17 protein-coding genes are annotated in these 19,926 nt (G+C 68.0%); 11 read left to right on the top strand and 6 right to left on the bottom strand.

Annotation, left to right across the window (positions count from 1 at the left end; all coding sequences use genetic code 11):
* Window positions 1-72 precede the first annotated feature (72 nt).
* Window positions 73-981 (top strand): LysR substrate-binding domain-containing protein, encoded by a 909-nt coding sequence (locus tag AC1DP9_RS11595; RefSeq protein ID WP_477107407.1) that lies wholly within the window; start codon window positions 73-75, stop codon window positions 979-981.
* A gap of 30 nt (window positions 982-1,011) precedes the next feature.
* On the opposite strand, the gene AC1DP9_RS11590 is transcribed toward AC1DP9_RS11595, so the two are convergent.
* Genes AC1DP9_RS11590 through AC1DP9_RS11575 form a run of 4 tightly spaced genes read right to left on the bottom strand, consistent with a single transcriptional unit; the run spans window position 1,012 to window position 5,680 of the window.
* Window positions 1,012-1,887, bottom strand: a complete 876-nt coding sequence (locus tag AC1DP9_RS11590; RefSeq protein ID WP_092293959.1) for a YkgJ family cysteine cluster protein — start codon at window positions 1,885-1,887, stop codon at window positions 1,012-1,014.
* On the bottom strand, window positions 1,881-2,663 hold the full coding sequence (locus AC1DP9_RS11585; protein ID WP_441591247.1) for a MetQ/NlpA family ABC transporter substrate-binding protein: 783 nt from the start codon (window positions 2,661-2,663) through the stop codon (window positions 1,881-1,883). Before AC1DP9_RS11585 ends, AC1DP9_RS11590 begins: the two co-directional genes overlap by 7 nt.
* Window positions 2,656-3,681 carry a formylglycine-generating enzyme family protein gene (locus AC1DP9_RS11580; RefSeq protein ID WP_477107406.1) on the bottom strand — a complete coding sequence of 342 codons (1,026 nt, stop codon included), beginning with the start codon at window positions 3,679-3,681 and terminating at the stop codon, window positions 2,656-2,658. Before AC1DP9_RS11580 ends, AC1DP9_RS11585 begins: the two co-directional genes overlap by 8 nt.
* 13 nt (window positions 3,682-3,694) lie before the next feature.
* Window positions 3,695-5,680, bottom strand: coding sequence for an arylsulfatase (locus AC1DP9_RS11575; protein ID WP_477107405.1), 1,986 nt, complete (start codon window positions 5,678-5,680; stop codon window positions 3,695-3,697).
* A gap of 362 nt (window positions 5,681-6,042) precedes the next feature.
* Here AC1DP9_RS11575 and AC1DP9_RS11570 point away from each other — a divergent pair, with 362 nt between their 5' ends.
* The 4 genes from AC1DP9_RS11570 to AC1DP9_RS11555 all read left to right on the top strand — a co-directional run bounded on the left by AC1DP9_RS11570 (window position 6,043) and on the right by AC1DP9_RS11555 (window position 11,068).
* Window positions 6,043-6,945, top strand: a complete 903-nt coding sequence (locus AC1DP9_RS11570; RefSeq protein WP_092293967.1) for an amidohydrolase family protein — start codon at window positions 6,043-6,045, stop codon at window positions 6,943-6,945.
* Window positions 6,946-6,965: 20 nt separating this feature from the next.
* Window positions 6,966-7,880 carry an amidohydrolase family protein gene (locus tag AC1DP9_RS11565; protein ID WP_092293969.1) on the top strand — a complete coding sequence of 305 codons (915 nt, stop codon included), beginning with the start codon at window positions 6,966-6,968 and terminating at the stop codon, window positions 7,878-7,880.
* 129 nt (window positions 7,881-8,009) lie between these two features.
* Complete coding sequence (locus tag AC1DP9_RS11560) at window positions 8,010-9,440, top strand: UbiD family decarboxylase (protein ID WP_477107404.1); 1,431 nt, start codon at window positions 8,010-8,012, stop codon at window positions 9,438-9,440.
* Between the two features lie 236 nt (window positions 9,441-9,676).
* Entirely contained in the window at window positions 9,677-11,068 is a 1,392-nt protein-coding gene (locus AC1DP9_RS11555) for a nucleobase:cation symporter-2 family protein (protein ID WP_477107403.1), read from the top strand.
* A 15-nt stretch (window positions 11,069-11,083) separates the two neighbouring features.
* On the opposite strand, the gene AC1DP9_RS11550 is transcribed toward AC1DP9_RS11555, so the two are convergent.
* A complete protein-coding gene (locus AC1DP9_RS11550) occupies window positions 11,084-12,001 on the bottom strand; it encodes a LysR family transcriptional regulator (RefSeq protein ID WP_092293974.1) in 918 nt (305 codons plus the stop codon).
* Between the two features lie 144 nt (window positions 12,002-12,145).
* On the opposite strand from AC1DP9_RS11550, the gene AC1DP9_RS11545 reads away from it, so the two are divergent.
* The 6 genes from AC1DP9_RS11545 to AC1DP9_RS11520 all read left to right on the top strand — a co-directional run bounded on the left by AC1DP9_RS11545 (window position 12,146) and on the right by AC1DP9_RS11520 (window position 19,052).
* A complete protein-coding gene (locus AC1DP9_RS11545; protein ID WP_477107402.1) occupies window positions 12,146-13,015 on the top strand; it encodes an FAD binding domain-containing protein in 870 nt (289 codons plus the stop codon).
* Window positions 13,015-13,506, top strand: a complete 492-nt coding sequence (locus tag AC1DP9_RS11540) for a (2Fe-2S)-binding protein (RefSeq protein WP_477107401.1) — start codon at window positions 13,015-13,017, stop codon at window positions 13,504-13,506. Before AC1DP9_RS11545 ends, AC1DP9_RS11540 begins: the two co-directional genes overlap by 1 nt.
* Window positions 13,503-15,785 (top strand): xanthine dehydrogenase family protein molybdopterin-binding subunit, encoded by a 2,283-nt coding sequence (locus tag AC1DP9_RS11535; protein WP_477107400.1) that lies wholly within the window; start codon window positions 13,503-13,505, stop codon window positions 15,783-15,785. Before AC1DP9_RS11540 ends, AC1DP9_RS11535 begins: the two co-directional genes overlap by 4 nt.
* On the top strand, window positions 15,782-16,408 hold the full coding sequence (locus AC1DP9_RS11530; RefSeq protein WP_092293982.1) for a UbiX family flavin prenyltransferase: 627 nt from the start codon (window positions 15,782-15,784) through the stop codon (window positions 16,406-16,408). Before AC1DP9_RS11535 ends, AC1DP9_RS11530 begins: the two co-directional genes overlap by 4 nt.
* Window positions 16,405-17,484, top strand: a complete 1,080-nt coding sequence (locus AC1DP9_RS11525) for a CobW family GTP-binding protein (protein WP_477107399.1) — start codon at window positions 16,405-16,407, stop codon at window positions 17,482-17,484. The genes AC1DP9_RS11530 and AC1DP9_RS11525 overlap by 4 nt, the downstream gene beginning before the upstream one ends.
* Window positions 17,485-17,807: 323 nt before the next feature.
* A complete protein-coding gene (locus AC1DP9_RS11520; RefSeq protein WP_477107398.1) occupies window positions 17,808-19,052 on the top strand; it encodes a glucosidase family protein in 1,245 nt (414 codons plus the stop codon).
* A gap of 73 nt (window positions 19,053-19,125) precedes the next feature.
* Here the strand turns inward: AC1DP9_RS11520 and AC1DP9_RS11515 are convergent, their stop codons facing one another.
* Window positions 19,126-19,926 carry a hypothetical protein gene (locus tag AC1DP9_RS11515; RefSeq protein ID WP_092293988.1) on the bottom strand — a complete coding sequence of 267 codons (801 nt, stop codon included), beginning with the start codon at window positions 19,924-19,926 and terminating at the stop codon, window positions 19,126-19,128.

Here is a 19,926-nt window from a genome sequence, read left to right as displayed (position 1 = left end):
GTTGTGCGCCGCGCGCACGATGTCCGCGTCGCTATACTCTCCCCCTGCCGCCCCACCCTGCCCCCGCCCGCCATGAGAAAGGACATCCCCAACCTGAACGCGCTGCTCGCGTTCGAGGCCGCCGCCCGGCTGGGCAGCTTCACCCGTGCCGCCGACGAACTCGCGCTCACCCAGAGCGCCGTCGGCCGGCAGGTGGCGCTGCTCGAGCAGCGGCTCGGCGTGGCGCTGTTCACCCGGGTGCGGCGCCGGCTGGAGCTGACCGAAACCGGGCGGGAGTACGCGGCGCGCGTGCGGCGCCATCTGGACCATATCGAACGGGACACCCAGGAGATCAGCGCCGGCCGCACCCAGGGCTACACGCTGGAATTGGCCGTGGTGCCGACCTTCGCCACCCAATGGCTGATTCCCCGCCTGCCCGACTTCGCCCGGCTGCACCCCGAGATCACGGTCAACCTGAGCGCCCGCTCGCAGCCCTTCTCGTTTCAGGATTGCGCCTACGACGCGGCGATCTACTTCGGCGACCAGTTCTGGCCGGGCACGCGCGGCGGGGTGATTTTCCGGGAAGGCGGCATGGTGCCGGTGTGCAGCCCCGCCTTCCGGGCCGCGCACGCGCTGGCCGATGCCGAGGGCTTCGCCCACTACCGCCATCTGCACCTGAGCACGCGCCCGCAGGCGTGGCGCGACTGGTACGCCGTGCAGGGCTGGGACTACAGCGTGGCGGCGGCGCGCGGGCCGCGCTATGAGCTGTTTACGATGATGACGGCCGCCGCGGCGGCCGGGCTGGGCATCGGGCTGGCGCCGCGCCTGCTGATCGAGCGCGAACTGGAGACCGGCCAGCTGGTGATTCCGGTGGAACGGGTGCTCGACGTGAGCCAGGGCTACTACTTCGCCTATCCGGAGGACGGCCCCCACGCGCCCGCGCTGGATGCCTTCCGCGACTGGGTGCTGGGCCTCTCGCCGGACGCGGCGCGCGAGCCCTGAACCGTCCTGACCGCCCGGACCCGGCTACGGCTAACCCAGTCGGCTGGCCAGCGCGGCCAGCGCGGTGTCGAAGCCGCGCAGCAGGGCCGTGGTCGGCTTGTCGGCAGGCTGGCGCCGGGCAAGGGCCCGGGCCACGCTGGCGGCGATGCCGGCGCGCTGGGCCCCTATATATATTAGGCAGCGCGCCCGGGCATCCGCCCCATTGGCGGCCAGCACGGCCAGTACGGGGGCCAGCGACAGCGTGCGCTGGCCGTCCGGCGGGATCGCGGCGAGGTCGCCGCGCGGACCCAGCAATTCCGGCAGCAACAGGCGAAACACCGCGTCGCCCCAGTCGCGCTTGTCCTCGGCCTCGGCGTCACGGCGGCGGGCCAGCGCGGCGCGATAGCCGGCATCCACCACCTCACGCGCCTGCACCAGCGGGCGGGACGCCCCCACAGTGATGCAATCAGCACCCAGATACTGCGCGCCACCGGGCTGCTTGGCGGCCAGTGCCACCTGTTGCAGGCCGTCGGGCACCCAGGCGTCGAGCGGGACCATCGCGCAGGTGGCGGGCCGGTCGGCGTGGATCGCGCAGCGGTTGTCGTCGGCCAGCGCCGGGCAGCGGCCAGCCGAGGGATAGTCGATGGCCTGCGTCATCAGGACCAGATATTCCCCGCCGGGCAGCGCATGGCCCTGCCGGCGGGCGATGGCGTGGAACTGCGCGACGTCTTCCTCCCCCACCTCCACCACCCGTCCCGCCACGGCATGGCGCGTGCCGGCCACCGGCGGGCGGATGCGCCGCAGCGCCAGCGCGCCGATAAAGCGGTCCGCGTGGCGGAACAGCTCCGGCAGGCTCATCAGCGGCGGCGAGTTGCAACACTTGCCGCAGGCCGTGCAGTCGAACGACAGCGTGGCGCCCTCTACCATGGCCGGCGCACGGAATCGTTGAATCGGGCCAGGATGAAGGTCTTGACCGCCGGGGCGTGGAGCGCGGCCACCGTGGCCCCGGCCCACCCCGCGCCGCAATCCGCAGCGCGCACGGCCAGCACATTGGCCCAGGGCACGCGGGCGTCTTCCATGCCGATGGCGTCGCGCGCCGGGGCGAGGTTGGCGCTGGCCGCCGTCGCATAGGGCATGGCCACCAGCGCGCTCGTGCGCAGCGCGCCGGGCAGCCGCGCGGCCGGCAGCGTGTGCCAGCGCAGCTTGCGCGGGTTATCGACGATGTCTTTCGGGCGCGGCGTGAGCCCCGCCGCCGAATCGAGCCGCACCAGCCCGTAGCGTTGCAGCAGCAGCAAGGCCCGCCCCTGCCCGGCGCGGTCCGCCGGCAGCGCCACCACGCCGCCCACCGGCACCTCGCGCAGCGCGGCGAGTTGCTGCGCGTACAGGCCCATCGGATAAGTCACCGTGTAGCCGGCGGCGCAGACCTGCGGGTTGGCGGCCACCACCTGGGCGTCCTGCGCCACGGAGCCGTCGATCTGGCCGGCGGCCAGCGCGGCGGCGGCCTTGCCGGCATCGGCAAACGCCACGGCTTCCAGCCGCACGCCTTGAGCGAGGCCGGCGGGCGCCGCAGCTTCGATCAGCGCGCGGTCGGTTTCCGTCGCCACGCCAAGGCGCACCACGCGCGGGGCATCGTCCGCCCGGGCGGTGACGGCGATCATCGCCAGCAATATGGAGAGGGCGAATCGCCCCAAGCGGTCAGCCATCGCGCAGCACCGTACGGAACCCGATGTGCGAGGTCGGCAGGTCACGCTCGGCGGGTTCCCGGGCCGAGGCGCGGTAGCGGACGCAGAAATCCGGCGCGCACAGGAACGAGCCGCCCTTGATCACGGCGGTGCGGGCGTCGCGCCGCTGGCGCGAGGTGGCCGCCGCCACCGCCGCCGTGTCGCCGTTGGCGTGCGACTGGCGCGGGCCGGTGTACGGGTCGGCGGTCCATTCCCAGGCATTGGCGATCATGTCGTGCAGCCCCCACGCGTTGGCCGCGTAGCAGCCGACCGGCGCCAGCCCGTCGAAACCATCCTGCGAGGTGTTGAGCACCGGGAACACGCCTTGCCAGTAGTTGGCGGTGGGCGTGCCGTCCGGGGTCTTCGGCGCGGTTTCCAGGCCGGCGCCGTCCTGCCCGGCCTTGGCGGCGAACTCCCATTCGTCCTCGGTGGGCAGGTCGCGGCCGAGCCATTGCGCGTAGGCGCGCGCATCGGCCTGCGTGACCAGCGTCACCGGCTGGTTGTCCTTGCCGGCGACGTCGGTGGCCGGCCCGCCCGGATGCCGCCAGTCCGCGCCGCGCACCATCGACCACCACGCGTACGGGCGCTGCTGGAGTTCGGCATCGCTCGGCTTGTGGAAGATCACGGCCTCGCCGGCACGCTCGGCGTCCGTGACGTAGCCGGTGGCCTGCACGAAGGCGGCGAACTGGGCGTTGGTGACTTCGGTGCGATCGATCCAGTAGGCGCCCACGCGCGCCGTGCCGGCGGGACGCTCGTCCGGATAGCCGAGCGTGGTGCCGGGTACGAAGCTGCCGCCGCGCACGTGGACCATGCCGGCGGTGCGGTCGCGGCGCCAGCCGTCCGGCAGGCCGGCGTAGGTCTGGCACTGGCGCGCGCTGCCGAGCGGCGAGGCAGTGGCGCCGGCGGTGGCCGGCACGGCGCGCACGCCGACCGTCACCGCCAGCCCTGCCGCAAAGGCCAGGCCGGCGACCGCCGCCAGCGGCCGGGATGCAATACGCATGGTCGCCGCCGCCTCAGTAGATCATGCCCGGCACCTTCGGCAATACCGCGCCGACCGCCTTCGCATAATCGTTCCACTTGGCCTTGAGGTCCGCCAGCACGTCCGGACGCTGGGCGGCGAGGTCGTTGGTCTCGCCACGGTCCGCGCGGATGTCGTAGAGCGTCCACTCGCCATGGGCCGGGCCGAACGGCGGCTCGATCCACGTGGCCTTCCAGTTGTCGCTATAGACGTAGGTGCGGCCGTACAGCTCCTCGGCGAAGGTGGTACGTGCCGGTGCCGTGGCCTTGCCCTGCAGCGTGGCCACCAGCGACAGCCCGCTGATCGGGTAGACATTGCGCCCGTCGTACACGACCTTGCCGGCGTTGCGGTTCACGCCCTTGGCGTCGTACAGCGGCGCGGCCGGCGTGCTGGGCGCGGCGATGCCGGCGAGTTCCAGGAAGGTGGGCGCCAGGTCCACCACGTGGGTGAAGGCGTTGAGCTGCGGCGACTGCGCCGCAGGCACCGCGCCCGGCAGCTTGACGATGGTCGGCACCGAATGCCCGCCCTCGGCCGGGAACGACTTCCAGAGCCGGAACGGCGTGGCGCTGACTTCCGCCCAGCGCTGGCCGTAGTCGAGATTGCTGCTGCCCGTGTAGGCGGTGGTGCCCAGCGTCGGGTAGACCGCCGCCGCCGCGTTCTTGGCGTCGTAGTTCTGGTCGTAGTTGCCGCTGAACTCGTAGTAGCTGGCTTCCGGGCCGTTGTCGGACTGGAACACGATCAGCGTGTTCTCGTACTCGCCGATGTCCTTCAGGTGGGCCACCAGCCGGCCGACGTTGTCGTCGAGGTTCTCGACCATCGCCGCGAAGATCTCCATGTAGCGGGCCTGGGCGCGCTTCTCGTCGGCGGTGAGGCTATCCCACTTCTTGTTGGCGTTCATCACGCGGGTGTCCACCCCGCCCTGCGCCGCGCTGTTCGTCGACGTCACGTAGTTGGCCTGCGCCGTGCCCCAGTTGGCGGTGCGCGGGGTGACGGCCACCGTCTCGTCCCGGCCCGGGTTCGGCGTGAAGTCCGCCGGAATCAGCCCGAGCGCCTTCTGGCGCGCCAGCCGCGCCGCACGGATCGGCTCGTAGCCAGCGTCGTAGACGCCCTTGTACCGGTCGATATAGGCCGCCGGGGCCTGCAGCGGCGAGTGCGGCGCCTGGTAGGTCAGGTAGGCGAAGAACGGCTTGCCGTCCGCATTCTTGCCGGTGCTGGAATCGATGTACTTGATGATCGTGGACGTGTAGAAGTCCGAGGAGAAGAAGTTGGTGGTGTTCGGCGTGACGTAGTGGTCGTCCTCCACATAGGCCGTGCTGCCGTTGCGGCCGTAGTGGTCGCCGCCGCCGCCCAGCAACGCGTAGCTCTTCTCGAAGCCCCACGAGACCGGCGTCTGCCCCGGCGAGCTGGCGCCCACCGCCGCGCCCTGGTTGGTGGCGTTGGGCAGGCCGCTGCCCAGGTGCCACTTGCCGGCCATATAGGTGTGGTAGCCGCCGTCCTTGAGCAGCTGGGCGATGGAGAGCGCGCGGTCGTTCAGGTAGCCCTCGTAGCCGGGCACCGGCTTGCCGTTTTCGTCGATGTAGTTGACATCGCTGGTGGCCATGGTGCCTTCGCCCACCAGGTGGTGGTCGGTGCCGGAGATGATCATCGAGCGCGTGACCGCGCAGACCGCCGCCGTGTGGTGGTTGGCCAGGATGCGGCCCTGCTTCACCAGCGCGTCGAGGTTGGGCGTGCGGATCTCGCTGCCGAAGGCGCCGAGGTCCGAATAGCCGAGGTCATCGGCCATGATGAAAATGATGTTCGGCTTCTTCTGGACCGTGGGCGGCGGCGTGGTGGCCACCGGGGTCTGGGCGGCGCTGTCGCCGTCGCTGCCGCAGCCAGCCGCCAGGGTGGCCAGGGCCAGCGCGGCCAGGCAGGCGGCCGATCGGCGGAACTGCGGGAACCGGCTGACGGGGGTTCGGGGAGCTGCTGTTCTTGTTGTCATGCGCGTCGCTCGTTTTTGACGGGAAGGAGCGCCATCCTAAGAAAGCGTTCCCCGCGCCCGAACGAATTGTTTCGCATAAGCTTCATCGGCCCGGCCGATATATGGATCTGCGTTCCAGATCAATGCCGCCGCGGCGCCGGCTATCCTGTATAACGAACGCGTGGGTATAAGCGGTCGATTGGACACCAGCGGCGCAACGCCGCCCCGTTCAACTGGAGATTGCTCACTGACGGAGTCGTTCGTCAGTGGCGCCATGCATCCAGCCGCACCCGCCCCTGACACGACTCCCGCAAGCGGCATGACCAGCGTCCCCGAACGCCGGCATGCACGTCTTCCACCTGAGTCATCGTTAGGGGATCTCAATGATCATCGACACCAGTTGCTATCCGACGAACCTGGTCGACCTGGCCTGGCGGCATGACGGCGACCCGTTCACGGGCGAACGCCTGATCCGCATGATGGACGGTCCGTTCACCATCAACGGCAAGCCGCGCCGCATCGACAAGGCCTTCATCCAGCCGCCCCAGGGCAACACCATCTACACGTACACCGACGGCGAGCGCAGCGGCGCGGAGTCCATCGACATGTACATGGGCTACACGCGCGAGATGGTGGAGAAGTACCCGGAGCGCTTCATCGGCTGCTACGTCTACAACCCGCGCTGCGGCGTGGAGAACGGCGTGAACGCGATGGAGCACTACGTGAAGCGGCTCGGCTTCAAGATGGTCCAGTTCCAGGCCAACATGCACGCCTACCGGCCCGACCGCGCGCTGGACTGGCTGCGCCCGGCGCTGCAGAAGTGCGCCGAGCTGGGCGTGCTGGTCAAGCTGCACACCGGCGACGGCCCGTACAGCATTCCCACCGAGTGGGTGCCGATGATGAAGGAGTTCCCGACCGTGAACTTCATCATGGCCCACTTCGGCGTGCAGACCGGCGGGGTGTACTGCTTCGAGCCGTTCCAGATGGCCATGGACATGCCGAACGTGTATTGCGAGTCCGGCTGGTGCCTGCAGTCGCGCATCGTCGAGTTCGCCAAGGTGCTGCCGAAGCACAAGATCCTGTTCGGCTCCGATACCCCGCCCAACGAGCCCGGCATGTGGCTGCGCCTGCTGGAGGTGCTCTGCTTCGAGCCGCCGCAGGGCCTGAACCTGGACGAGGACACGCTCGAGGACTACCTCGGCAACAACGTCGCCCGCATGATCGGCCTGGAACCCACGCCCGTGCCGCGCACGCTCGAGGAAGCCCGCGCCCGCCTGGCCGCCTGATTCCGCACCCGGAGCCACACATGATTATCGATACCCACCTGCACCCGACCAACCTCGTCGACGAAGCCTGGCGCCACACCGGCGAGCCCTTCACCGGCGAGCGCCTGCTCAAGATGATGGACGGCCCCTACATGATCAACGGCAAGCCGCGCCGCATCGACATGGGCTTTATCCAGCCGCCGCCGGGCAACACCGGCTACCGCGACGGCAACCGCCGCGGCCGCGAAGGCATCCGCGACTACATGGCCTACGTGGCCAGCCTGTGCCAGAAGTACCCGGACCGCTTCATCGGCAACTTCACCTTCAACCCGCGCTGGGGCCCGGAGGAAGGCGCGCAGGAGCTGGAGTTCCACATCAAGGAGTACGGCTTCAAGATGCTGAAGCTGCACGCCAACATGCACGGCTACCGGCCGGACCGCGCGCTGGACTGGCTGCGCCCGGCGATGAAGGTCTGCGCCAAGTACAACATCGTGGTGCTGATCCATACCGGCGATGGCCCGTACACGATTCCGACGATGTTCTACCCGGTGATCCGCGAGTTCCCGATGGTCAATTTCATCATCGGGCACTTCGGCATCCAGACCGGCGGCAACTACTCGTTCGAGGCGTTCTGGATGGCGATGGACACGCCGAACGTGTATTGCGAGTCCGGCTGGTGTTTCCAGTCGCGCATTGTCGAGTTCGCCCGGCAGCTGCCGCGCAACAAGATCGTGTTCGGCACGGATACGCCGCCCAACGAGCCAGGCATGTGGCTGCGCGAGCTGGAAATGCTGTGCGGGCCCGCCCCGCAGGGCATGGACCTGGACGAGGACGGGCTGGAGGGCTACATGGGCAACAACATCGCCCGGCTGGTCGGCATCGAGCCGACCGCGCCGCCCAAGACCCAGGAGGAAGCGCAGGCGCGGCTCAAGGACACTTACGCCAGCACGCGCTGACGTCGCCCTGAACCTCGCTCGATCCTGACATCCGTCTGGTCACGCGCGGGCCGCCCTCCCCGGCCCCGCCCGCGCGCGGCAACGGACTCCCGATGGTTGTACCAGCCTGTACCCAAGCGGAGCCATGCCATGACTGCCTCAACCGCATCCCCCACGCCATCGACCTCGCCGCCGGCGGGGTTCGATGACACATCCCAAGACTTCCACACCTTCCTGGCCGCGTACCGCGCGGCGTATCCCGACGACGTCCTGACCGTGCGCGAGCCCGTGGCCGCCGACCAGGACCCGACCGCGCTGGTCTGGGCACTGGCCGCGCAGAACCGCCATCCGGCCATCGTGTTCGAGAACGTGGCGGGCCTCGCCACGCCGCTGGTCACCAACCTGTTCGCCTCGCGCGAGCGCGTGGGGCGCATGCTCGGCGGAGTCTCGCCGGCCGGCATCCATGCCGAGTACCAGGCGCGCAGCCGCCGCATGCAGCCGCCACGCGTGCTGCCGAGCGGCGCGGTGACGGACATCGTGCAGGAGCAGGTCGATCTGTCGACGATTCCCGCGATCCGGCACTTCGCCACGGACCGGGGTCCGTACATCACCAATGCCATCCTGATTGCCGAAGACCCCGAGACCGGCATCGGCAACGCCAGCTATCACCGGTCGATGCTGCACGCGCCCACCGAGATCGCCACCAGCCTGCATTCGCGCGGGCACCTGTGGCGCATGCTCCAGCGCGCCACGGAGGCCGGCAGGCCGCTGCCGGTGGCGATGGTGATCGGCGCCCATCCGCTGTTCATGCTGGCCGGTGCGGCGCGCCTGCCCTATGGCGTGGACGAGCGCCACGTGGCCGGCGGGCTGTTCGGTGCGCCGCTTGAGGTGGTACGGACGCCGCGTTATGGCATCGCCGTGCCCGCGCATGCCGAGATCGTGCTGGAGGGGGTGATCGACCCGTCGGCGCGCGTCGAGGAAGGGCCGTTCGGCGAGTTCACCGGCTATTCGTCCGATCGCTCCACCAATAACCTGCTGCGCGTGGAGACGGTGATGCGCCGCCGCGATGCCTGGCTGGTCGATGTGGTCGGCGGCAATTCGGCCGAGCACCTGAACCTCGGACGCATTCCGCGCGAGTCAGAGATGGTGGAGAAACTGCGCGAGCGCTTTCCCGGTGTCACGGCGGTGCACTACCCGAGTTCCGGCACGCACTTCCACGCCTACGTGGCGCTGCGCCAGTCGCGGCCCGGCGAGGCGCGGCAGGTCATGCTCGGGCTGCTCGGCTGGGATCCGTACCTGAAGACCGTGGTCGCCGTGGACGAGGATGTGGACATCACGCGCGACGAGGAGGTGCTGTGGGCCATCGCCACGCACCTGCAGCCGCACCTGGACGTAGTGGTGGTGGACGGCCTGCCCGGCAGCGCGCTCGACCCCTCGGCGTCCGGCGTGGGCACCACCTCGCGCATGGGGCTGGACGCCACGCGCGGCCCGGCCTTCGACGGCATCCGCGCCCGCATCGACCCCGCCGCCATGGCCCGCGCCACGGCACTGCTGGCACGGCTCGATACGGGAAAACACTGACCCGCCGCCGTACCCCCCCACCAGCCCCTAGATAGCGCGCCGTAGGGGCAGATTGATCGGCTTTGCCGATCGATTCATCCGTGGCGCCTGTTTACCCACTGACCGGTGGCTGGCATGCTGCCCCGATAACGACAACGCAGGTGGCGGAAGACGTGGCACAGACCACGGGGGGCGGCTACAGCGACTCCCTTCCGACCCATCATGCGGCGACCGGCCTGGAAGACCAAGGAGACAGCATGACCCCCCACCACGCCCCCCACGGGAAACCGCCCGTGCATCCGGTCGATGAAGTCCTGCCCCCGCTGCGCCTGGCCGCGCTCGGGCTGCAACACGTGCTCGTGATGTACGCGGGCGCCATTGCCGTGCCGCTGATCATCGGCGGCGCGCTGAAGCTGCCCAAGGACCAGATTGCCTTCCTGATTGCCGCCGACCTGTTCTGCTGCGGGCTGGTGACGATGATCCAGAGCATCGGCATCTGGAAGATCGGCATCCGCCTGCCGGTGATGATGGGCGTCACTTTCACCGCCATCGCGCCGATCATCGCCACCGGCTCCAACCCCGCGCTCGGCCTGCCCGCCGTATTCGGCGCGGTGATGGTGGCGGGCGTGTTCACCTACGTGGCGGCGCCCTACGTCAGCCGGCTGATCCGCTGGTTCCCGCCCGTGGTCACCGGCACCGTGGTGCTTATCATCGGCATCTCGCTGATGCGGGTGGGCATCAACTGGGCAGCGGGCGGCAACCCGACGATTGCCAGCCCGACCGGCCCGGTGCCGAATCCGGCCTACGGCCTGCCCGCCAACCTCGGCATCGCGGCGGCGGTGCTGCTGACCGTACTGGTCATGATCGCCTTCTTCAAGGGCTTCCTGTGCAATATCGCGGTGCTGATTGGCATCACGGTGGGCTTTGTCATCGCGCTGTCGATGGGCAAGGTCAGCTTCGCGGGCGTGCACACGGCGCACTGGGTGGAGCTGATCACGCCGTTCCACTTCGGCTGGCCGACTTTCGACGCCATGACCTCGGTCACACTGTGCGTGGTGATGGTGGTGATCATGATCGAGGGCGTGGGGCAGTTCCTGGCGCTCGGGGAGATCGTGGAGCGGCCCGTCACGCCGGACGACCTGGCACGGGGGCTGCGCGCCGATGGCGTGGGCGCGCTGGTCGGGGCGGTGTTCAACACCTTCACCTATACCTCCTACGCCCAGAACGTGGGGCTGGTGCAGGTGACCGGCGTGCGTAGCCGCTGGGTGTGCGCCACGGCGGGCGGCATGCTGATCGTGCTGGGCTGCCTGCCGAAGCTGGCGTTCTTCGCGGCGTCGATCCCGCAGTACGTGCTGGGCGGGGCGGCGCTGGTGATGTTCGGCATGGTGGCGGCCACCGGCGTGCGCATCCTCGGCCATGTGGATTTTGTCGAGAACAAGAAGAACGCCTATATCGTGGCGGTCAGCATCGCCATGGGGATGATCCCGCTGGTGGCGGACAAGTTCTTCGTGCAGCTGCCGGAACTGGTGGCCAAGTTCTGCCAGAACGGCATCCTGCTCGGCACGCTCTGCGCGGTGCTGCTGAACCTGCTGTTCAACGCCCGGGGGGTCGCCGGGGCGCCGGAGATGATGGCGAAGAAGATCGCCTGATCGGACTTACGCGCCCTACTCGCCCAGTTCCTTCTTGTGCTTCATCAGCAGGTCGCGGAAGGACTGGGCGGGCGGCGAGAGCGAGCGGTCCGCATGCACCAGCAGGGAGATGTCGCGGTGGATGGCCGGGTCGCGCGGCGCCACCGTGACCAGCCCCAGCGCTGACGTCAGGCGCGTCACCGCCGTGCTCATCACGGCGATGCCCAGCCCCGCATCGACCATGCCGACCATCGTCAGCGGCAGGAAGACTTCGTGCACGCGGGACAGCGTGATCCCGCGCGCCGCCAGTGCCGCATCGAGGCAATCGCGGATCGGGTTGCCCCGGTGCGGGCCGATCACCGGCAGCTTCGCCACATCCTCCCAGGTCAGTTCCCGGCGCCGCGCCAGCGGGTGATGCGGCGGCATCACGATCACGAAGGCATCCGACGAGAGCCGGTGCGCGGTCAGGTCCGGCTGGCCTTCCGGAATCGTGCCGATACCGAAATCGACCTCGCCCGAGCTGACCATGCGCGGCACCTCGTGCTCGGACACATCGTGCAACTCCACCTTCACGCCCGGATGCCCGACGCAGAACTCGCGGATAAAGCGCGGCAGCATCAGCGCCGCCTGGATCGACGACGCCGCAATCGACACCCGCCCCCGGCCCAGCGAGCGCAGTTCGTTGGAGTTTTCCAGCACGCTGTCGATGTCGGCCACGGCCTTCTTGACCATCGGCAGCAGTTCGGCGCCGGCCTGGGTGATCTGCATGAGCCGCGTGTGGCGGTCGAACAGCTTGAGGCCGAGGTTGCCTTCCAGTTCGTGGATCAGCGCGCTGACTGACGACTGCGAGAGGTTGAGCTTCTCCGCCGCGCGCGTGAAATGCAGTTCCTCGGCAACGGCGATAAAGGCGCGCAGTTGCCGCAGCGAAACGTTCATGTTGCTGAGGTTGGCCATGTCTCCCCCGTGCTTTCTGTTGAAGCGTGGTGTGGTGGTCGATTCAGAGCGTAACACGATCAATAAATCCGGTTATGGGTATTTACCGATGATCGTGCGCCAACCATCATGGTTTCACCGACACGCCGCCCCACAGGAGCCACGATGAGAGCGTTTGAATATCTCGAACCCGCCACGCTTGCCGAAGCGTCCGCGCTGCTGCACCGCTGCGGCGGTCGCGCCAGCGTGCTGGCGGGCGGCACCGACCTGCTCGTGCAGATCAAGGAGTCGCACCGCCAGCCCGCGCAGGTCATCAACATCAAGAAGATCCCGGGGATGGACGTGCTGACGTTCGATGCCGTCGAGGGCCTGCGCATCGGTGCGCTGGTCACCACGCGGGAGGTCGAGACCTCGGACATCGCCCGGCGCCACTACGCCAGCCTGGCCCGCGCCGTGACCGACTTCGCCTCGATCCAGGTGCGCAACCGCGCCACGGTGGTGGGCAATGTCTGCCGCGCGTCGCCATCGGCCGATACGCTCGCGCCGCTGATTGCCGACCGTGCGCAGGTGCACCTCTACGGCCTGTCCGGCTCGCGCTCGATGCCGGTGGAATCCTTTGTCACCGGCGCCGGCAAGACCGCGCTGGCCGCCGACGAGCTGGTCTCGCGCCTGACCGTGCCGGCGCCCCGGCCCCACACCGGCAAGGCCTACCTCAAGCATGGTCGGCGCGTGCAGATGGAGCTGGCCACGGTGGGCGTGGCGGTGTCGATCACGGTGGAGCGCGGGCAGTGCCTCGACGTCGGCATCGTGCTGGCGGCGGTGGGCCCCACGCCGATCCGCGCCGTCCACGCCGAAGCCATGCTGCGCGACCGCCCCGTCTCGGCCGGGCTGGTCCTCCAGGCCGCGCACGCGGCCATGGAAGACGCCCGCCCGATCAGCGACGTGCGCGCCAGCGCCGATTACCGCCGCGAGATGGTGGGCGTACTGACGCGCCGTGCCATCGAACTGGCCCTTCAGGAAACGGAGACCCACTGATGCGCCAACTCATCGCACTCACCATCAACGGCGAGCCCCGCGAACTCGCGGTGGAGCCGCACAGCACGCTGCTCGACGCCCTGCGTTATGACGCCGGTCTCACCGGCACCAAGAAGGGCTGCGACGTGGGCGAATGCGGCTCCTGCACGGTCCTGATGGACGGCAAGCCGACCAACGCCTGCCTGGTGCTGGCGCCCGAGGCGCACGGCTGCACGCTGGTCACGATCGAGGGCATCCAGCCCCACCCCGACACCGTGCACCCGGTGCAGGACCAGTTCATGCGCTGCGGCGCGGCCCAGTGCGGCTTCTGCACACCGGGCTTCGTGGTCATGGCCAAGGCGCTGCTGGATGAGAACCCCCAGCCCACGCGCGAGGAAATCCGCTTCGCCATCGCCGGCAACATCTGCCGCTGCACCGGCTACACCAAGATCATCGAGGCCATCGAACAGACGGCCGAGGCCCTGCGCCACGCACCGGAGGCCACGCGATGACCCACGCCGTGATCGGACACAGCGTCAAGCGCACGGACCTGCTCGACAAGGTCACCGGCAACGCGAAGTACGTCGCCGATATGCCGCTCGCCGGCCTGCTCCACGCCAAAATGAAGCGCAGCAACATCGCCCATGCGCGCATCCGCCGCATCGACGCTTCGGCCGCGCTGGCGCTGCCCGGCGTGAAGGCCGTGCTGACGCACGAGAACGTGCCGCGCGTGCTGCATGCCGGCTCGCCGCACCCGCGCTCGGCCTCGGTCACCTGCGACCAGTACATCCTCGACGACAAGGTGCGCTACTGGGGCGAAGGCGTGGCCGTCGTGGCCGCCATCAGCGAGGAGATTGCTGCGCGCGCCGTCGAGCTGATCGAGGTCGAGTACGAGCCGCTGCCCGCTGTGTTCACCGTGGACGATGCCGCCGCGCCCGGCGCACCGCTGATCCACGACCGCGAGCCTGGCGGCAACCTTGTGCTGCCGCCGGTGCGGATCGAGCGGGGCGATGTGGACCGGGGCTTCGCCGAGGCCGACTTCATCCTCGAAGGCGTCTACGAGGGCGGCCGCCCCACCCCGGCCTACATGGAACCGAACGTGCTGACCTGCAAATGGGACGGCAACGGCAACCTGACCGTGTGGATCTCCACGCAGACCGCCTTCATGGTGCGCGGGATCATGGCCGAGGTGCTGGGCCTGCCGCTGCACAAGGTGCGCGTGCTGGTGGATCACATGGGCGGCGGCTTCGGCGCCAAGCAGGACCTGTTCCAGAGCGAGTTCCTGTGCGCGCTGCTGGCCCGCGAGACGCGCCGCCCGGTGCGCATGGAATACACGCGCGAGGAGACCTTCCTCGGCGGCCGGACGCGCCACCCGGCGCGGGTCTGGCTGCGCCAGGGCTTCCGCAACGACGGCACGATCACCGCGCGCGAGGCCAAGGTGATGTTCAACTCGGGCGCCTATGGCTCGCACGGGCCCGGCGTGACCAACGTCGGCACCGCGGCGATGGTCTCGCTCTACCGCTGCGAGAACGTGCGGCTGGAGGGGCGCTGCGTCTACACCAACAGCCCCATCGCCGGCGCGTTCCGGGGCTACGGCGTGGTGCAGACCTACTACGCGCTCGATATCCAGATGGACGAGGCCGCCGCCCACCTCGGCATCGACCCCGCCGAGCTGAAGCTGCGCAATGCGGTGCGCGACGGCGATATCGCACCGTCCAACCATCCGCTGATCGGCCACGGGCTGGAAGCCTGCATCCGCAAGGGCATCGAGGCCACCGGCTGGGCGCAGCGGCGCGCGGAGACGCGCCAGCAGCAGGGCGTGATCCGGCGCGGCTGGGGCGTGGGCTGCGAGATGCACGGCAGCAGCGCCTACCCCGGCATCAAGGAGCAGGGCAACGCCATCGTCAAGATGAACGAAGACGGCACCGTGGTGCTGCTGACCGGCGCCGCCGGGCTCGGCACGGGCGCGCACACCGCGCTGGCGCAGATCGTGGCGGAGGAGTTGTGCATCCCCTTCGATTGCGTGAGCGTGGTCCATGGCGATACGGACGTGGTGCCGTGGGACATCGGCGCCTTCGCCAGCCACACCACCTATATGGTCGGGCGCGCGGCGCAGATGGCCGCTGGCGAGATCAAGACGCAGTTGTTGGCCCGTGCTGCCGCACAGATGGAGACCACGCCGGAGCAGCTCGACATCGCCAACGGCGTGATTGCCGTACGCGACCGCCCCGGCCCCACGCTGACCGTGCGCGAGGCGGTCATGCCGCGCAAGGGCCTGCCCGCTGCGCAGTTCGTCGGCACCGCTACCTATCACCCGACGAAGTCGTACTCGTTCGCCGCGCATTTCGTGGAAGTGGAGGTCGATACCGAGACCGGCTTCATCACCGTGGCGCAGGTGGTGCCCGTTCACGACATCGGCAAGGTCATCCACCCAGTGGCGGCGGCGGGCCAGATCGAGGGCGGCATCCAGCAGGGCATCGGCCATACGCTGTACGAGGACTACCAGATCGACATGCAGACCGGGCGCTCGCTCAATGCCAACTTCGTGGACTACAAGATGCCGCTGGCGATGGACATGCCGCCAATCCACACGATCCTGCTGGAAGCCGCGCCGGACCCGGGCGGGCCGTTCGGTGCCAAGGGAGTGGGCGAGGACCCGATCGTCGCCATCGGCCCGGCCATCGCCAACGCGGTGTACGACGCCATCGGGGTGCGCTTCCGCCACTACCCGATCCGGCCCGAGCAGGTGCTGCAAGCCCTGGCTGCCAAAGCTGGGGAGGCCCGGCCATGAGCGCCCCGCGCCGGCTCGTCGTGGCCATCACCGGGGCCAGCGGCGCGGCCTACGGCGTGCGGCTGCTCCAGGCGCTTGGCACGGCGGAGGGCTGGGAGACGCATCTGGTCTGCTCGCCGTCCGGGCTGCTGACGATCCATCACGAACTCGGCATGCAGCGGCCCGAGGTGGAGCGGCTGGCGGATGTGGTGCACAACGTGCGCGATATCGGCGCGACCGTGGCGAGCGGCTCATTCCGCTGCGACGGCATGGTGGTGGCGCCCTGCTCGATGCGCACGCTGGCCGCCATCGCCACCGGTGTGGCGGACAACCTCGTCACCCGCGCGGCGGACGTGATGCTCAAGGAGCGCCGCCGGCTGGTGCTGCTGGCGCGCGAGACGCCGCTGCACCTCGTCCACCTGCGCAACATGACCACGGTGACCGAGATGGGCGCCATCGTCATGCCGCCCGTGCCGGCGTTCTACGCCCATCCGCAGAGCGTGGACGACATCGTCGGCCATACCGTGGGCCGTGTGCTGGACCTGTTCGGCGTGGAGCACGCCGGGCTGGTCTCGCGCTGGCGCGGCATGCGCGCCACTCTCGCCGCCGTGCATTCGGACTTTCCCACCCAGGAGACATCATGACCTTCCCGCAAGCCACGCCCGTGCCCGTGACCATCCTTACCGGCTTTCTCGGCGCCGGCAAGACCACGCTGCTCAACCACATCCTCACGCAGAAGCACGGCCACCGCATCGCGGTGATCGAGAACGAGTTCGGGGAGGTGGATGTCGATTCGGACCTGGTGATGACCTCCGACGAGGAGATCTACCAGATGACCAACGGCTGCATCTGCTGCGTGGTGGACGTGCGGACCGACCTCGTGCGGATTCTCCAGAAGCTGCTGGCCCAGCCGGAGCGCTTCGACCATATCCTCGTGGAAACCAGCGGGCTGGCCGACCCCACGCCGGTGGCGGCCACTTTCTTCATGGACAACGACGTGGCGAAGCAGGTGACGCTCGACGGCATCCTGACGCTGGTGGACGCGGTGCACATCGAGTCGCACCTGGATGACCCGCAGCTGTCCGGCTTCGACAACCAGGCGGTCGACCAGATCGTGGCGGCGGACCGCATCATCCTGAACAAGTCCGATCTGGTTAGCGCCGAACGGCTCGACGCGCTGGCGGCGCGGCTCCATCACCTGAACGAGGGCGCGCAGATCCTGCGCTCGAACCACGCCCAGGTGGATCTGTCGCGCATCCTCGGCATCGGCGGCTTCACGCCCGGCGTGGCCACGCTGCCGGCGGACGACCTGCACGCGGGGCACGACCATGACCACGATCACGATCATGTGTGCGACGAGACCTGCGAGCACGGCCACGCTGACGACGACGCCCACGCCCATCGCCATGATCCGTCGGTGACGTCCGTCTCGCTGCTGTTCGAAACCCCGTTCGACCGCCAGCGCCTGGAACACGCGCTCAAGGCCCTGCTGGCCGCGCAGGGCGACGATGTCTTCCGCATGAAGGGCATCGTCGCCGTGCAGGACGACGACCGCCGCCACGTGCTGCAAGCCGTGCACCGGCTGATGGACTTCCATCCGGCCGACCCGTGGGACGCGCGCCCACGCGAGAGCAAGTTCGTCTTCATCGGCCGCAACCTCGACCGCGCACGGCTCCAGACGCTGCTGCGCGTCTGTCAGCCCGCGCAGCTGGCGGCCTGATTGGTAGTTTGATATCGCTCTGGGACCCGTCTGCCGGACAGTCGGGTGTTTGCCGGTGCAGCGCGGCTTACGCCGCCTGCACCGTTTTTTTTGGGGGCATCGGGCGCCATCGTCGATGGGTGCCCTGCGGTAATATCCTGCGCTGCCTTTTCAGCCTGGCGACGAGCAATGCACGCGTGGTAAGCGTCGCTTTGCGCGCTCGATCGAAGGTGTTTTCTCAGGCAAGTGATCAACCATTCTCCTGTGCCGTTAAGCACAGGGTGACCTCGACTGCCCCCGCGCTTTTCTCCGCTTGTAACAGTTGGCAACAGCGAAGCGCTCCCTTGGCGTTTGACGCCTTGGGGCAGCGTCCCTATGCACGCACACCCATCGTGCGCTCGGCGAACCCCGATTTACATCAATCAAGCAATCCAAGTATGGAAGTGAAATCTCTACACCCTTTGCATGACCTTCCCGCCAAGGGAACGGTTCTGTTGACCGCTCTTGTGCTGACCGTAGCCGGATGTGGCGGCGATGGTGACCCTGCAGAATCGACTGCCGCGGCCCCCACCCGTCAGGTCGCGCAGGTGAATTCGGGCTTCGATATCCTCGCCAATCTGGATGCCTTGAAAATTACCACGGGCCCCTTTGCCGGCGCCTATCAGGTTGGCGTTGGCAGCAACTGGCTCAATTGGTATTTTGCGAATATCGGCCTGTTCGCCTTCATCAAGGACCGTCCCAATGAAGTTCGGACTTACATGGACTTGTATATCCGGAACGTCAGCCCTGCGAACTACACCATCAACGACGTCAAGTTTGGTGGCGATCTGAATTCCCCGATCCAGTGTCCCGCCGACTCCAACGATTCGTATGCGTCGACATTCCTGTCGCTGGCATCCGAGTACATGAGAGTCACTGGCGACACCGAATGGTTTCGGCGCAACCTGCCAGCTCTCAAGTCCATCGCGTATGCGAATCTGGCTGCCCCGCAAAAGCCGAACGGCCTGATCTCGGTCTTCCGGCAAGACTACGCGCCGCCGACCCATCCGACCTATTGCGCCAGCTTTACGCCGTCAAGCATCGCCTACACGGAAGACAATACGGAAAATTATCGGGGGCTGGTCGATTTTTCCAACGCACTCAAAGCGCTGGGCGATGCGGATGCAAGTTACTACAACCGGGTTGCCGCCTCGGTTGCCGCGGGAATTCAGGGCCGATCCGATGGCTCGATCTTTTATGTCGCGGATGCCGAGAACACGCCCAATCCAAATTTCTATCCCGGTACGGTCACGCAGGTGTTTCCGCAGCTCTATGAAGTCCCCTTGTCCGCCGATGCGGTGTCCACACAGCGCCGATATGACAATGGCTACGCCTACCTGAGTGCGCACGCGCCGACCTGGTCCACCCAGATCGATCCGAGCGCAGGCTATCCGTGGATGCTCTTGGGCTACGTCGCGGCGAAACGAGGCGACACGGCGCGCGCGCAGCAGCAGATGGCACTGCTGCGAGCCAATAGCGGAAAGGCGATCATCAACGAGATTGGCTTCTACAAGCGCATTCTCGATGCGGGCGTCAAAGAGACCGGCTAACTTCCTGCGCCGTCGAGGGCCGATGCAGCGCTAAAGGGGCGGGCTGATGCCCGCTTCCACAACGCACTACGCGCTACCGTTCGACCCTCTCCCAACTCATCGCCCACCCATACAACGCAATACATCCGAACACCAGCATCGTGGGACCGAACACAAACGACAGCAGCGGCATCAACAACAATGAACAGGACACCATCAGGTAAACGTGCAACGTCAGCTGCATCGGCACCGCGATGATAATGAACACCAGCGTGAGCAACGTCAGGAATATCTTCTTCGGCCAGGAGAAGTCGAAGATGTAATAGACAAGCGCATGTCCCCATGGCAACAGGAACAGCAAGCTGGCGCAGGTCTTCAGGCCGTTGTCCACATAGCGGCTGGCCGTATACGGAAAGCTATGCGGCGCCACCGCGAAGAACAGGAGCGCCGTGCCCTGGATGAACACCGCGAACAGCAGGAAGTATCGCAACGGCAGATACAGGTCCCGTATCCGAAAGGCCATCAGGCAGACCGCGAGCGTCGCGATCAGCGTCATGCCCCATGTCACCGTGTCCGGCGCCGGTGCAACGACAGTGGTGTAAGGCAGGTTGAAGTCGAACCATGCCACCCGGGTCAACTGTTCGAGGACGACACCATCGATGCCGAGCTTGTCGATCCAGAAGCGCAGCACGCCCGCCCACAGCCAGCTGATATCGTCGCGCAGCATCCACTCCGCCAGGTTGAACCCCGCCGGTACGAGCATGATTCCCGCGATGGTGGGAAGGGATAACGTCAGGTGGTCCAGAGAGCGATGCCTGGCCAGGCACAGGGTGGTCAGGCCAAGCGCGTCGCTCTGGTCGCGGGTGGCGGCAGTATGTCCGTGAGGGTGCGTCAT

This window comes from Cupriavidus sp. 01L43 (assembly GCF_056399925.1).
The sequence above is the reverse complement of the archived record's forward strand: the minus strand, read 5'-3'. Positions and strand labels throughout refer to the sequence as shown.